Consider the following 13,111-nt stretch of genomic DNA (forward strand, 5'->3'; position numbering starts at 1 on the left):
GTAGGGCAGTAGGGCAGTAGGGCAGTAGGGCAGTAGGGCAGTAGGGCAGTAGGGCAGACCAACTCGGGCGCGTCGAATTTTTCGTGTGCTTTCTTGTGTTCCGGCTCCTGATGTCTCGTTCACTTACTGCCTTACTGCCCTACTCCCCTACCTTCCTCAGCACGTACGTATCCATGATCCAGCCCTTTTCTCTGCGGGCCTGCTCGCGGATTTTCTCGATTTCGGCGCCGACGTCGCGAAGGCGGCCGGAGACGATGATTTCGTCCGGCGTGCCGAGATAAGCGCCCCATTGGATGAAAAGATCCTGGTCGGCGAGCGTGTTGAAGGCGCATTTGCCGTCAAGCATGACGACGGCGCTGCCGGCATTTTGCGGCATGCCTTCTTCCGTCAGCCGGCGGCCGGTGGTGATCAGGATGGAATCGCCGATGCGATTCAGCGCTGTCGCGTGGCTGGCGGCGAGCGCCTGAATGGCGGTGATGCCGGGAATAACCTCCAGTTCGAAGGCGACGTTGCCCCTGAGGCGTACGCGCTCCAGGATGCGCAGCGCGCTGTCGTAGAGCGAGGGGTCGCCCCAGATCAGGAAGGCGCCGCAACCATCCGCGGCGATCTCTTCGCGGATCAGGTCTTCATAGATGGCGGCGATTGCCTCGTGCCAGTCATCGACCGTCGAGCGATAGGAAGGCGCCGGTTCGGCCCGCACGGGCACGTCGAATTCCACGCGGCGTGAATTCGGGTTGGTGACGAAGCGGTCGCAGATGTGACGGCGCAGTTCGGCAAGATCGTTCTTCTTCGCACCCTTGTCGGGGATGAACAGCACGTCGGCCCGATTGAGGCCGTCTATGGCCTGCACGGTCATATGGTCGGGATTGCCGGCGCCGATGCCGATGACGAGAAGCTTGCGCATGAAGCGAACTCCTGCCCGATCGCAACCCTTTAGTCCAGACTGGCGTGGCGCGGATGCGGAAGGGCTTTGAAACGCCACGTTGAAACCGCTAGGGTCGTCGCGACATTCTCGCCGAGGGGCTTTCATGTTGCGATATGTTCTGACGGCGGTGCCGGCCTTGTCGGCCGCACCCGCGTTCGCCAATGATTCCGTTGCCGAACTCGGCACCGGCGGCCTGGTGCTGTCGCGCAGCGATGCCCTGGCGATGCAGAGCGAGGACCTCTTCATCTCGCCGGAAAAGGTGACCGTGGATTACGTCTTCCACAACAACACCGATAAGGACGTCGACGCGATCGTCGCCTTCCCAATGCCCGACATCTCCGGCGATCCCGAGGAGATGCCGGCGATCCCCGAAAACCAGAGCGACAATTTCCTTGGCTTCGAGGTGACGATCGACGGCGTGGCGGCAAAGCCTGAGCTCGAGCAGAAGGCGTTCGCGCTCGGCATCGACATCGGTGCCGACCTGAAGGCGCAGAACGTGCCTTTCAACCCATTCGGCGAAGCGGCAAAGGCGGCGCTCGGGAAGCTGCCGCAAACGGTGGCGGACGACTGGGTCACCCGCGGCATCATCATCGAGGACACTGTCGATGACAGCCCTGGCGCGAAACCCAATTATGCACCGTTCTGGCAATTGCGCTCGACCTATTGGTGGCGCTCGACCTTTCCGGCCAACAAGGACGTCCACGTTTCCCACCGCTACAAACCGAGCGTCGGCGGCACCTCGTCGGTCAGCTTCTTCTACGACGGCAAGTTCCAGGGACAGTACGCCGCCTACAAGTCCCGCTACTGCATGGACGACACCTTCGAGAACGCAGTGCGCAAGGCTGCCAAGAACGATCCCGACGGCTATCCAAAATATTACGAGAGCCGCATCGCCTACATCCTGACCACCGGCGGCAACTGGGCGGCCGGTAGCATCGGCAAGTTCAAGCTGACCGTCGACAAGGACAATCCCAAAGCCCTGGTCTCGTTCTGCGGCGACAATGTCAGGAAGGTCGGGCCGACGAGTTTCGAGATGACGGCTGAGGACTTCTATCCAGAGCGCGACATCGACATCCTTATCCTCGATCCATCCGACAATGGGAACGGCAACTGATGCACGTGGCAATCTATGTCGCCATCGCCGAGAACGGCGTCATCGGGCGGGACGGGGGGCTGCCCTGGCGGCTTTCCACCGATCTCAAGCGCTTCAAGGCAGACACGATGGGCAAACCTATCATCATGGGACGCAAGACCTATGAAGGCATCGGCCGGCCGCTGCCGGGCAGGCTGAACATCGTTGTCACCCGTGACAAGACTTGGCGCGCCGACGGCGTGGAGGTGGCGCATACGCTCAAGAACGCGATCCAGCTGGCTGATGTGCGTGGGCGCTGCATGAGCGGGGTGAACGAGGTCTGCGTCATCGGCGGCGGCGAAATCTATGCGCAGGCGCTGCCGCTGGCCGACCGGCTGCACGTCACCCATGTGCTGGCCGCTGTCGACGGCGACGCGCATTTCCCGCCGATTGATCCGAAACGCTGGCGCGAAGTCAGTTCGCAGGAGATTCCAGCCGGCGAAAAGGACAGCCACGCGACGCGCTATACGGTTTACGAGCGACGCCGCGAGAGCCATTGAAAGAAAAAAGGCGTTTAAAGACGACAAAGGGTCGCGACCGGCCCAAAACCGATGATGCCAGCAGAGCATCGCGTTGAAAGCATGCCGTGGCGTCCCTATAGAAGAACAAGACTGGATTTGCGCCGAAATTCCGGCGCTTGAGGGAATTCCAAGCGAAAGGACATTCATGCCCTGGAACGACAAAGGTGGCGGTGGCGGCGGCCCGTGGGGCGGCGGCGGCAACAATCAGGGACCCTGGGGGCAGGGACCGAAGGGGCCAAGCGGCCCGCAAGGCTCGCCTCCCGACCTCGAGGACATCATCCGCCGTGGCCAGGACAGGCTGCGGCGCGCGCTGCCCGGCGGTGGCGGCGCCAGTCCGGCCATATTCGGGCTGATCGGCGCGGCGCTGGTCGTGCTATGGGCGTTCCAGGCAGTCTACACCGTGCAGCCCGATGAGGTCGCGGTCGAGCTGCGCTTCGGCAAGCCGAAGGCCGAGCTGTCGCAGCCCGGCCTGCATTTCCACTGGTGGCCGCTCGAAACCGTCGAAACGGCCAAGATTTCCGAGCAGCTCGTCGACATTGGCGGTGGCGCGTCCAGCGGCAACACGTCGGGGCTGATGCTTTCGGGCGACCAGAACATCGTCAACGTGCAGTTCTCGGTCGCCTACCAGGTCTCCGATCCCCGCGCCTATCTGTTCGACGTCTCCGACCCGGATGGCATGCTGCGGCAGGTCGCCGAGAGCGCGATGCGCGAGGCCGTCGGCCGCAGGCCGGCGCAGGACATCTTCCGTGACGACCGCCAGGGCATAGCGGCTTCGGTGCGTGAGATCATCCAGACCACGCTCGACGGCTACAAGGCCGGGCTTCAGGTCAACGCCATCTCGATCGAGGACGCGGCGCCGCCCCGTGAGGTCGCCGACGCCTTCGACGAGGTGCAGCGCGCCGAGCAGGACGAGGATAAGTTCGTCGAGCAGGCCAACCAGTACTCCAACCAGAAGCTCGGCCAGGCACGCGGCGAGGCCGCACAGGTCCGCGAAGACGCGGCCGCCTACAAGAACCGGGTGGTGCAGGAGGCCGAAGGTGAGGCCCAGCGCTTCATCTCCGTCTATGACGAATATGCGAAGGCGCCCGACGTGACGCGCAAGCGGCTTTACCTGGAAACGATGGAGAAGGTGCTGAAGGACTCCGGCAAGGTGATCGTCGAGCAAGGCAACGGGCAGGGGGTCGTCCCCTATCTGCCGCTGCCGGCATTGCAGCAGAAAGCGCCGGCTCCGGCCCCGCTTGGCGCGACGACGGGAGGTAACCAGTGATGGCCAACCGTCTCCCCGTCATCGTCGTCATCGCGGCGGTCATCCTGTTCCTGCTCTATTCGTCAGTCTTCGTGGTCAATGCGCGCCAGCAGGCGCTGGTGCTGAGGTTCGGCGAGATCGTCGACGTCAAGACCGAGCCCGGCATCTACTTCAAGGCGCCGTTCTCGTTCTTCGACGCCGACACGGTGCAGTTGATCGAGAATCGGGTGCTGCGCTTCGACCTCGACAACATCCGCGTCCAGGTCTCGGGCGGCAAGTTCTATGAGGTCGATGCCTTCATCGCCTACCGCATCTCGGATCCGCGTGTCTTCCGTGCCGCCGTATCCGGCCAGATCGAGCTCGCCGAAGCGCGGCTGAGGACGCGTCTCGACGCTGCCTTGCGCCGCGTCTACGGTCTGCGCGACTTCGAGGCCGCCCTTTCGGAGGAGCGCGCTGTGATGATGCGCGAAGTGCGCGATCAGCTACGGCCCGACGCCACCTCGCTCGGCCTGCAGATCGAGGATGTCCGCATCCGCCGCACCGACCTCACCGCCGAAGTCTCGCAGCAGACCTTCGATCGCATGAAGGCGGAACGTCTGGCTGAGGCCGAAAGGCTGAGGGCGCGCGGCAATGAGGCGGCGCAGCGCATCAAGGCCCGCGCCGACCGTGAGGTGGTCGAGATCATCGCGGAAGCGCAGAAGGAGTCCGAAATCCTGCGCGGCGAGGGCGAGGCGCAGCGCAGCGCCACCTTTGCCGAGGCTTATCAGCGCGATCCGGCGTTCTTCGATTTCTACCGGTCGATGAACGCCTATGGCACGGCGCTAGACAACACCGGCACGACAATGGTGCTGTCGCCGAATTCGGAGTTCTTCCGTTTCTTCCGCGACCCTGACGGAAAGGAGGCGCCGGCAAGGCCGGCGGCTCCGCAACCGGCACCTCCTGCCGCACCGGCGACCGCACCCGCAACTTCGCCCGGCACCGGCCAGTAGCGGCCGGTGCAGGATTTCTTCGCGGCAATAGGCCTGGTCCTCGTCATTGAGGGCTTGGTCTATGGCGGCTTTCCCGGTTTCGCCAGGAAACTGGCGGCTGAGGTGCTGTCGTTGCCGGAGAACGCATTGCGGATCGCCGGGCTGGTGGCGATTGCCGCCGGCGTCGGTATCGTCTGGCTGATCCGCGGCGGCTAGGGGGTGTGCAAAAACGCGGGATTTACACTCTGCCAATAGCCATAGCCGCAAACGTGCCCTATTTCTTGCCATCATGGCGCGACACGGCGTTTCCGTCGAAGCGCTTTTCTCTTTCAGAAGTGCCGGGAGGCTTCTCGATGACATCCAACACCCTTTTGCGCGCGGCTCGACGCACGTTCGTCGCTGGCGCGGCAGCGCTTCTTCTGGGCACCGTGGCCGTTCCGGCCTTCGTGACGCCGACAATGGCCGCCGACGGGCCTGCTTCGGTGGCCGACCTGGCGCAAGGCCTGCTCGGCGCGGTGGTCAACATCTCGACGTCGCAGACGGTGAAGGGCACGGAAGGTCCGGGCGCGGTGCCGATGCCGCAGCTTCCCGAAGGCTCGCCGTTCCAGGATTTCTTCGACGATTTCTTCAAGAACCGTGGCGGCGACAAGGACAATGGCTCGCAGAAAGTGCAGTCGCTCGGCTCCGGTTTCGTCATCGACGCCGAGCAGGGCATCGTCGTCACCAACAACCATGTCATCGCCGATGCCGACGATATCGAGGTCAATTTCTCCGATGGAGTCACGCTGAAGGCGACGCTGGTCGGCACCGACACCAAGACCGATGTCGCGGTGCTCAAGGTCGATCCGAAGGGCCACAAGCTGACGGCGGTGAAGTTCGGCGATTCCACCAAGATGCGCGTCGGCGACTGGGTGATGGCGATCGGCAATCCGTTCGGCCTCGGCGGCACGGTCACGGTCGGCATCGTCTCGGCGCGTAACCGCGACATCAATTCAGGCCCCTATGACGATTTCATCCAGACCGATGCCGCGATCAACCGCGGCAATTCGGGCGGGCCGCTGTTCAACAGCGCCGGCGAGGTCATCGGCATCAACACGGCGATCATTTCGCCGTCCGGCGGCTCGATCGGCATCGGCTTCTCCATCCCCTCGCAGCTCGCATCGGGCGTTGTCGAGCAACTGCGCCAATATGGCGAAACGCGGCGCGGGTGGCTTGGCGTACGCATCCAGCCGGTGACCGACGATATTGCCGAGAGCCTCGGCATGGCGACCGCCAAGGGCGCGCTGGTCGCCGGCGTCATCAAGGGTGGACCGGTCGACAACGGCACCATCCAGGCCGGCGACGTCATCATCAAGTTCGACGGCAAGGACATCCACGAAATGCGCGACCTGCCGCGTGTGGTCGCGGAGAGCCCGGTCGGCAAGGCGGTCGACGTTCTGATCGTGCGCAAGGGTGTCGAGCAAACGGTGAAGGTAACACTTGGCCGGCTCGAGGACAGCGAGAAGCTCGCCAGCGGCGAAAACGGCAACACCGACCAGGACAAGGGCGACAAGGCGCCAGCGGTTTCGACGGCCTCGGTGCTTGGCATGACCGTCGGCGAACTCAACGACGAGACGCGCAAGAAGTTCAGCATCGCCGCCGATGTGTCGGGCGTCGTCATCACCGATGTCGCCAAGGATTCGGCCGCGGCTGAACGCGGCATCCAGCCGGGCGAGGTGATCACCGAAATCGCGCAGGAATCGGTTGCCACGCCCAAGGATGTGATGGACCGGATCGGAGCGCTGAAGGAGCAGGGACGCAAGAACGCGCTGCTGATGCTGGCGTCCAAGACCGGTGAGCTGAGGTTCGTCACGATCCGGATGGATTGAATCCGGCACAGCCTGCAACAATCTAATTGAGGAGGGCGGTTAGCGAGCCGCCCTTCTTCTTGCCTGCCAATCCTTGCTCGTCAGCCGGTAGAACACATGCCGCTTGAGGGCGGAGTGGCTGTCGGGAATGCCGGGATGATCGAAGTCGGCGGACGGATCGGCGGTCATGCCGATGCGTTCGATGACGGCGGTGGAGCGGCGGTTGTCCGCGACGGCGAAGGAGACGATCTCGCCAAGGCCGAGTTTTTCGAAGCCGTAGGCCAGCCATGCCTCGGCAGCTTCCGTGACATAGCCCTTGCCCCAGAATTCGGGCGCCAGCCGCCAGCCGATCTCGACGGTGCCGGCCGGCAGGAACGGCAGATAATCGGTTCCGGTGATGCCGGCAAAGCCGATGCATTGGCCTGATGCGGCGATCTCGCAGGCGGCAAAGCCATAGCCGTCCCGATCGATGATGGCCCGCAGTTCGTCCATCTTGGCGTCTGCTGCGGCACGGTCGCGACGGAATGGGAAGAACTCCATCACGCGTTCGTCGGAATTGATGCGATGGAACAACTCGCGGTCACAATCGTCCCAGTTGCGCAGGATCAGGCGCTCGGTGCGCATTGGTTTCATTGGACGAACTCTTCCTGCCTGTAGCCTTGCAGATAGAGCAATGCGGTCAGGTCGCCATGGTCGATGCGAACCTTTGCCTGCGCGGCCACCATCGGTTTGGCATGCAGCGCAACACCGGTGCCGGCAAGGCGGATCATGTCGAGATCGTTGGCCCCGTCGCCGACAGCAATGGCATCGGCCGGGGTGAGGCCGAGACGCGCAGTGATCTCGATCAGCGCCTCGGCCTTGGCGGCGCGGCCGAGGATCGGCTCGCCGACCAACCCGGCAAACAGGCCATCCTGTTCGAGCAGGCGGTTGGCGCGATTTTCATGGAAGCCGAGCATGGCGGCGATGCGTGAGGTGAAGACCTCGAAGCCGCCCGAGATTAGTGCGGTCCAGGCGCCGTTGGCCCGCATCGTCTGCACCAGCGCGCGGCCGCCGGAGGCCAATGTCAACCGGTTGGCAACGATCAGATCGACCACGGCCGCATCGAGCCCCTTGAGCAACGCCACGCGCTCGCGCAGGGCGGGCTCGAAGGCGATCTCGCCATTCATCGATCGTGCGGTGATCGCCGCGACGTGCTCCTTGACGCCGATCTCGTCGGCTAGCTCGTCGATGCATTCCTGGTCGATCATGGTCGAATCCATGTCGGCGATGAGGATCTTCTTGCGGCGCGTTGCCGACTGCTGGACGATCACGTCGATCGGCTCGGCGGCCAGCGCCGCGCGCAGATTGGCGGTCGCCTCGTCGGCTTGTGCATTCGCCGGCAGTGCGAGATCGCAGGCAATGTCTTCGGCCATCCAGCGAACAGTGCTTGCGCCCACCGACCGTGAGGCCATATTCGCAAGCGATGGCGACAAGGCACGATCGGCGGGATGGGAAACAAGCGTGGCGACAAGCGGCATCGATAATTCCGGTGCGGATGCGGGCGAAGGCCGCGTGAAGAATGCGATCCTGATAGCCGGGCCGACCGCCAGCGGCAAGTCGGCGCTGGCGCTCGACCTGGCCGAACGTATAGGCGGCGTGATCGTCAACACCGATTCCATGCAAGCCTATTCGGTTCTCGACGTGTTGACTGCCCGGCCGGAGGCGGCGGACCTCGCTCGGGCACCGCATTATCTCTATGGGCATGTCCATCCCGGCACCGCCTACTCGACCGGGGCGTGGCTGCGCGACGTGACGAGGCTGATCGAAGACGGCGCGCTCTCGCGGCGACCGGTCTTCGTCGGCGGCACCGGCCTTTACTTTCGCGCCTTGGCCGAGGGCATTTCGGAAATGCCCGACATTCCGCGGCAGGTACGCGACCGTTGGCGCTACGAGTTGAAGGAGCAAGGCGCCGTCAAACTGCATGGCATCCTGCTGCGCGAGGATTCCAGGGCAGCCATGCAGTTGAAGCCCACGGACAGCCAGCGCATCGTGCGGGCGCTCGAAGTGCTCGACGCATCCGGCCGCTCGATCCTGGACTGGCAGGCCGCGCGGGGCCGGCCGCTCATCGACAGACAGACGGCCCGCTTCTTTGTCATCGAGCCGGACCGGGCCGCGCTGGTCGGACGCATCGAAAGGCGTTTCGACCAGATGCTGGCCAAGGGCGCACTGGACGAAGTCAGGCAACTCGCATCGCTTCGTCTCGATCCGCAATTGCCGGCGATGAAGGCGATCGGCGTTCGCGAACTGCAAGCGGCGATGGCCGGACAATCGGGTTTTCCCGAGGCGATTGAGCGCGCCAAGATCGCAACCAGGCAATATGCCAAGCGGCAGACGACCTGGTTTCGGCACCAGCTAGGACCGGAATGGCAAAGATTGCATCCTGGTGACGATATCGAAACCACGATCCAAACGCTTGCTGCTAATGCAACCTAGAAAGCCTTTCCTTCACGGAAAGGTTCTCGTTGTGGTTGTCCAAATTAACCCTCCGTAAGGCCCGCCATGCCATAAGGTCGATGGGCATTTTTCCATCGGGGAGCAGATGCGTTTCCACAAGGCGGAATCGGCGTTTTTCGTCTTTATCTTCGTGATCCTGGCCGCCGGCCTGGTGACGCTGCATGCCTATGGACTGCTGCAATCCTTTGCCACCGAACTGCACACGGCCTCCGGCCTGGACAAGGTCATCTACCTCAACAAGCTGCTTTTCGCGACGGGCGTGCTGCTCGCGACCGCGCTGTTCTTCGGCATCTTCTTCATCTACCCGCTGATCCGCAGGCAGGCGACGGAGGAAGGCAAGCTGCGGGCCATGACCGTGTCACTGAGCGCCCGCTCCGAGACGTTCGAACATGCGGCGCTGACAGATAGCCTGACCGGCATGCAGAACCGGCGCTATTTCGACGACGCGCTGAAGGAATATCTCGAGGAGTTCAAGCGCATCGAGAAACCCGTCGGGCTGATGATCCTGGACCTCGATCATTTCAAGCAGGTCAACGATACACACGGCCACGACGTCGGCGACGAGGTGCTCAAGGCCGTCGCCAGCTGTCTCAAGGACATGACGCGCTACCATGACGTGGTGGCGCGATTGGGCGGCGAGGAATTCGCCGTGGTCACGCCCAACATGGAGGCGGAATTGTTGTCGAAATTCGCCGAGCGTATCCGCAAGGCGATCGCCAACATGTCGGTTCTCTCCGGCAATGTCCGGCTCAAGATCACCACCAGCGTCGGCCTTGCCGTTTGGGACCGCAAGGAGACGGCGGAAGAATTCTATCGCCGCGCCGACCGCCAGCTCTACGAGGCCAAGAGGCAAGGCCGCAACCGCGTCTGCGCCTGAAATCCCGAAGAAGAATTCACGAGGCCGGTTGCCTGACGCGGCTTTTTCGACTTCCGGTGCTCACGGACTGAATGTCCGCTCCGCTCCGGCTTCTCGAAACCACGCCATTCAATCCGGCCTGATGAATTCCCTTTCGGGATTTGACCAAGCTGGTTCGATGATGTGAAGCCTTTGGAAGCTTGTGTGCGGCTTCCCGGCCGGTCGTCAGAGAGCTTGCAGGCTCAATCGTTCTGGGGGCGCATGCCGAAGGTGGCGGGCTTTAGGCCGTAGCGCATGTCGAAATCATCGTCCGATTGCACGCGTGCGGCCGGCGGCTTGCGGTAGTCGGGATCGCCAGCCTGGCGGCCAGAATCGACCACTTCGGCAAAGGCCATCGCCTGCTGCTGCGGCTTTGGAACGTTGCGAAGCCGTTCCACTATCGTCACCAGATCGACATCGTCGCCGGTTTTCGACGACATGGCTTGTTCGCGCTTCGCCGTGCCGGGGATCAGTTCAGCCGGCAGTCTCTCGAACTTCAGCCGCATCGTCGTGGCCACGCCTTCGCCGAAGGCGATGGCTTCGCGCTGGCCCATGGACGACAGGAAAGCAAGCGTGGAGGCGGACGAGTCGGCGATGGCCGAGCGGATGATCGCCTGGTCTTGCTCATTGGCGAGCCGCATGGCGAAAAAAGTCGAGCATTGCGACAGGATGGTCGGGTCAAGTTCGCCCGGGCGTTGGGTGACGACGCCGAGATAGCAGCCATACTTGCGGCCTTCCTTGGCAATGCGCGACAGCGCGTGCCTTGTCGGCGCGAAGCCGAGGCGCGCATCGGCCGGCATGTAGCGATGCGCTTCTTCGCACAGCAATAGGAGCTGCAGCTTGCCCTCGCTCCACAGCGCAAGGTCGAACGCCAGGCGCGCCAGCACCGAACAGACGGAATTGACCACTTCGGACGGCATGCCGGCCATTTCGAAACAGGTCACAGGGCGGCCGTTATGCGGCACGCGGAAGATGTTGCCGATCGTCTCGTGGATGGTGTCCTCGATCAGGCGCGAGTTGAACATGAAACGGTAGCGCGGATCGGCTGCCGCCGATTCGATGCGCGTCTTCAGCGATTTGAGCGTCGGGCGCTCGTTCTTGCTTTCGAGCATGCCCATGCGCTCGTCAATCTGCTTGAGCAGATCGGCAATGCGGTAGGGCACTGGCGTATCGGCGGTCAGCGCATCGCTGCCGCGCCTGAGATAGGCACCGGAATTGGGGTTGCGATAGAGGTTTTTGGCGAGCGGAATGAGGTCGCGCAGCGCATCGATCTCGTCGGGCACGGTCTCGCGGCCGCGAAATAGAACCTCGGCGAATTCCTCGAGCCGGAACATCCAGAACGGAAGGTCGAGCGTCTTGGAATCGACCTTGACGCAATATTCGGGCAGCGACGCGGCGAATTCATTGTGCGGATCGAGGATCAGGATGCGCAGATCCGGCCGCGCCGCGATCGATTTGCGCAGCAGCAGCGAGACGGCGGTGGACTTGCCGACGCCGGTGGTGCCGACAATGGCAAAGTGGCGCGCCAGCGTGTCGTCGATGGCGATGTTGGCGGCGATCGCCTCGTCCTGCGACAGCGAGCCGATGGTGATCGAATGACGCCCGGCCAGATCGTAGACGGCCTGCAGGTCACGGCTGCGGATGCGGTGCGCGATGGCGCCTATATGGGGATAGGTGGTGATGCCGCGGTCGAAGATCGGCTTGGAGCCGGGTTCGGCGCCGTCGCGCACTTCGCCGATCAGCTCGATGCTGACCTCGATGGCGTTCTGGCCTTCGCTGTTCCAGGCGCGATCCGACTTGCCGATCGCATAGACCAGGCCGACGGTGCGTGTCGTGCCGAGATTGACCGAGATCATCTTGCCGACCGTCCACAGGCCGGTCACCGCGCCGTCGACGTCGTCCGCAAAGGCGCTGATGGTGGCGCGGGCGCCGTCGCATTGCACGACATTGCCCAGGATGCGCCTGTCGTTCTGTTCGGCGTTGCGGCGCTCCTGCGATGTCGGTTCTCCGACCGAGGCTTCGCGTTCGACATACATGGACAGGCCAATCCCCATTTTCCCTCACGTCGAAGCCTACAGGAACGGGGTTAAGGTCGAGTGTGGCCGGATGGTGTAGGGAGGATTAAGAAGCCGGCGAAAATTGTCGCGACAAGGCTCTTTTCCAGTTATCAGTTTTCGCTATAATAGACGAATGAATGATATAGCGAACGATATCTCCTCCACAATCGGCAGACGGATACACGCCGAGAGGACGATACGGGACTGGTCCCTGGCCGAACTCGCCGAGCGCTCCGGCGTCTCCAAAGCCATGCTGAGCACGATCGAGCGCGGCATGACCAGCCCGACGGCAGCGCTCCTGGTGCGGATCGCCGCCGCCTTCGGCATGACGCTGTCGACCCTTATCGCACGCGCGGAATTGCAGGGCGGCGGCTTGCTGCGGGCGAGCGACCAGCCCGTCTGGCGCGATCCCGACACCGGCTATGTCAGGCGGCATCTTTCGCCGGCCGGCGACATGCCGCTCGAACTGATCAGGGTTCATCTGCCGGCGGGCGCCAAGGTCAGCCTGCCCGCGGCATCCTACGCCTTCATCAAACAGCAGATATGGCTGATCTCCGGACGGCTGGAATTCACCGAGGGCGATCTGGTGCACAGGCTCGAGCCCGGCGACTGTCTGGCGCTTGGCGCGCCGTCGGACTGCACCTTCCATGCACTCGAGGCGGGCGCCGACTATCTCGTCGCGCTGGTCAGGGCCTGACATCATGCCGAGACGTCCAAAGCGCTCCCACAATGGGGGACCGCCGCTCGACGACTACAAGGGGCCGCCATGGGGCAAGGGCGATCCTTATATTTTCCTGGCCTGGCAGGCCGCGCATGCCAAGGCGTGGAAAGCACCGAGCCGCGACGTCATGCTGATGCGCGTGGACAAGGCGGAACGGCTGGGACTTACCTATGAGGAATACACGCTCGAACTCCTCGAACGCGGACGCCACCTTCAGGAAGAGGACACCGAACGCATTGCCGCGATCAAGACGGCGCGCAAGGGAAAGCGATTCAGCGCTTTCGATTGACGCCAGTTCGACCGTAT

14 protein-coding genes are annotated in these 13,111 nt (G+C 63.3%); 10 read left to right on the forward strand and 4 right to left on the reverse strand.

Annotated elements, in window-relative coordinates:
- Positions 1 to 139 precede the first annotated feature (139 nt).
- Positions 140 to 904 (reverse strand): precorrin-6A synthase (deacetylating), encoded by a 765-nt coding sequence (cobF, locus tag LB541_RS24240; protein WP_140675351.1) that lies wholly within the window; start codon positions 902 to 904, stop codon positions 140 to 142.
- A gap of 124 nt (positions 905 to 1,028) precedes the next feature.
- Between cobF and LB541_RS24245 the strand changes: the two genes are divergently transcribed.
- The 6 genes from LB541_RS24245 to LB541_RS24270 all read left to right on the forward strand — a co-directional run bounded on the left by LB541_RS24245 (position 1,029) and on the right by LB541_RS24270 (position 6,660).
- Positions 1,029 to 2,039 carry a DUF4424 domain-containing protein gene (locus LB541_RS24245; protein ID WP_224619801.1) on the forward strand — a complete coding sequence of 337 codons (1,011 nt, stop codon included), beginning with the start codon at positions 1,029 to 1,031 and terminating at the stop codon, positions 2,037 to 2,039.
- Positions 2,039 to 2,557, forward strand: a complete 519-nt coding sequence (locus LB541_RS24250; RefSeq protein WP_140675346.1) for a dihydrofolate reductase — start codon at positions 2,039 to 2,041, stop codon at positions 2,555 to 2,557. The genes LB541_RS24245 and LB541_RS24250 overlap by 1 nt, the downstream gene beginning before the upstream one ends.
- Before the next feature lie 166 nt (positions 2,558 to 2,723).
- The gene (hflK, locus tag LB541_RS24255; RefSeq protein ID WP_140495337.1) at positions 2,724 to 3,845 is read left to right on the forward strand and encodes an FtsH protease activity modulator HflK; all 1,122 of its coding nucleotides are present in this window, start codon (positions 2,724 to 2,726) and stop codon (positions 3,843 to 3,845) included.
- Positions 3,845 to 4,813, forward strand: a complete 969-nt coding sequence (hflC, locus tag LB541_RS24260) for a protease modulator HflC (protein WP_140521174.1) — start codon at positions 3,845 to 3,847, stop codon at positions 4,811 to 4,813. The genes hflK and hflC overlap by 1 nt, the downstream gene beginning before the upstream one ends.
- A gap of 6 nt (positions 4,814 to 4,819) precedes the next feature.
- Positions 4,820 to 5,008, forward strand: coding sequence for a DUF2065 domain-containing protein (locus LB541_RS24265; RefSeq protein ID WP_140521173.1), 189 nt, complete (start codon positions 4,820 to 4,822; stop codon positions 5,006 to 5,008).
- A 137-nt stretch (positions 5,009 to 5,145) separates the two neighbouring features.
- Positions 5,146 to 6,660, forward strand: a complete 1,515-nt coding sequence (locus tag LB541_RS24270; protein ID WP_140664672.1) for a DegQ family serine endoprotease — start codon at positions 5,146 to 5,148, stop codon at positions 6,658 to 6,660.
- Between the two features lie 39 nt (positions 6,661 to 6,699).
- On the opposite strand, the gene LB541_RS24275 is transcribed toward LB541_RS24270, so the two are convergent.
- Both LB541_RS24275 and serB read right to left on the reverse strand, forming a co-directional pair.
- A complete protein-coding gene (locus LB541_RS24275) occupies positions 6,700 to 7,272 on the reverse strand; it encodes a GNAT family N-acetyltransferase (protein ID WP_224619803.1) in 573 nt (190 codons plus the stop codon).
- Positions 7,269 to 8,156 (reverse strand): phosphoserine phosphatase SerB, encoded by an 888-nt coding sequence (gene serB, locus LB541_RS24280; RefSeq protein ID WP_224619806.1) that lies wholly within the window; start codon positions 8,154 to 8,156, stop codon positions 7,269 to 7,271. Before serB ends, LB541_RS24275 begins: the two co-directional genes overlap by 4 nt.
- On the opposite strand from serB, the gene miaA reads away from it, so the two are divergent.
- Together miaA and LB541_RS24290 are read left to right on the forward strand one after the other, a co-directional pair.
- Positions 8,140 to 9,111, forward strand: coding sequence for a tRNA (adenosine(37)-N6)-dimethylallyltransferase MiaA (miaA, locus tag LB541_RS24285; protein ID WP_224619808.1), 972 nt, complete (start codon positions 8,140 to 8,142; stop codon positions 9,109 to 9,111). The two genes, serB and miaA, sit on opposite strands and share 17 nt — an antisense overlap.
- 106 nt (positions 9,112 to 9,217) lie before the next feature.
- Positions 9,218 to 10,009: a GGDEF domain-containing protein gene (locus LB541_RS24290; protein WP_140495351.1), complete on the forward strand. Its 792-nt coding sequence runs from the start codon at positions 9,218 to 9,220 to the stop codon at positions 10,007 to 10,009.
- Between the two features lie 221 nt (positions 10,010 to 10,230).
- Here the strand turns inward: LB541_RS24290 and LB541_RS24295 are convergent, their stop codons facing one another.
- A complete protein-coding gene (locus tag LB541_RS24295; RefSeq protein WP_140553686.1) occupies positions 10,231 to 12,063 on the reverse strand; it encodes an ATP-binding protein in 1,833 nt (610 codons plus the stop codon).
- Between the two features lie 154 nt (positions 12,064 to 12,217).
- Here LB541_RS24295 and LB541_RS24300 point away from each other — a divergent pair, with 154 nt between their 5' ends.
- Together LB541_RS24300 and LB541_RS24305 are read left to right on the forward strand one after the other, a co-directional pair.
- Positions 12,218 to 12,781 carry a helix-turn-helix domain-containing protein gene (locus LB541_RS24300; RefSeq protein ID WP_140623166.1) on the forward strand — a complete coding sequence of 188 codons (564 nt, stop codon included), beginning with the start codon at positions 12,218 to 12,220 and terminating at the stop codon, positions 12,779 to 12,781.
- 4 nt (positions 12,782 to 12,785) lie between these two features.
- Complete coding sequence (locus tag LB541_RS24305) at positions 12,786 to 13,094, forward strand: hypothetical protein (protein WP_140623168.1); 309 nt, start codon at positions 12,786 to 12,788, stop codon at positions 13,092 to 13,094.
- Positions 13,095 to 13,111: the final 17 nt, after the last annotated feature.

Origin of the sequence: Mesorhizobium sp. BR1-1-15, from assembly GCF_020165475.1 — a bacterium.
GTDB lineage: Bacteria > Pseudomonadota > Alphaproteobacteria > Rhizobiales > Rhizobiaceae > Mesorhizobium.

What these genes read in the sequence shown, in the direction of transcription:
- cobF (WP_140675351.1), bottom strand. Translation starts at nt 904, where the DNA reads ATGCGCAAGCTTCTCGTCATCGGCATCGGCGCCGGCAATCCCGACCAT.
- LB541_RS24245 (WP_224619801.1), top strand. Translation starts at nt 1,029, where the DNA reads ATGTTGCGATATGTTCTGACGGCGGTGCCGGCCTTGTCGGCCGCACCC.
- LB541_RS24250 (WP_140675346.1), top strand. Translation starts at nt 2,039, where the DNA reads ATGCACGTGGCAATCTATGTCGCCATCGCCGAGAACGGCGTCATCGGG.
- hflK (WP_140495337.1), top strand. Translation starts at nt 2,724, where the DNA reads ATGCCCTGGAACGACAAAGGTGGCGGTGGCGGCGGCCCGTGGGGCGGC.
- hflC (WP_140521174.1), top strand. Translation starts at nt 3,845, where the DNA reads ATGGCCAACCGTCTCCCCGTCATCGTCGTCATCGCGGCGGTCATCCTG.
- LB541_RS24270 (WP_140664672.1), top strand. Translation starts at nt 5,146, where the DNA reads ATGACATCCAACACCCTTTTGCGCGCGGCTCGACGCACGTTCGTCGCT.
- LB541_RS24275 (WP_224619803.1), bottom strand. Translation starts at nt 7,272, where the DNA reads ATGAAACCAATGCGCACCGAGCGCCTGATCCTGCGCAACTGGGACGAT.
- serB (WP_224619806.1), bottom strand. Translation starts at nt 8,156, where the DNA reads ATGCCGCTTGTCGCCACGCTTGTTTCCCATCCCGCCGATCGTGCCTTG.
- LB541_RS24290 (WP_140495351.1), top strand. Translation starts at nt 9,218, where the DNA reads ATGCGTTTCCACAAGGCGGAATCGGCGTTTTTCGTCTTTATCTTCGTG.
- LB541_RS24295 (WP_140553686.1), bottom strand. Translation starts at nt 12,063, where the DNA reads ATGTATGTCGAACGCGAAGCCTCGGTCGGAGAACCGACATCGCAGGAG.
- LB541_RS24300 (WP_140623166.1), top strand. Translation starts at nt 12,218, where the DNA reads ATGAATGATATAGCGAACGATATCTCCTCCACAATCGGCAGACGGATA.
- LB541_RS24305 (WP_140623168.1), top strand. Translation starts at nt 12,786, where the DNA reads ATGCCGAGACGTCCAAAGCGCTCCCACAATGGGGGACCGCCGCTCGAC.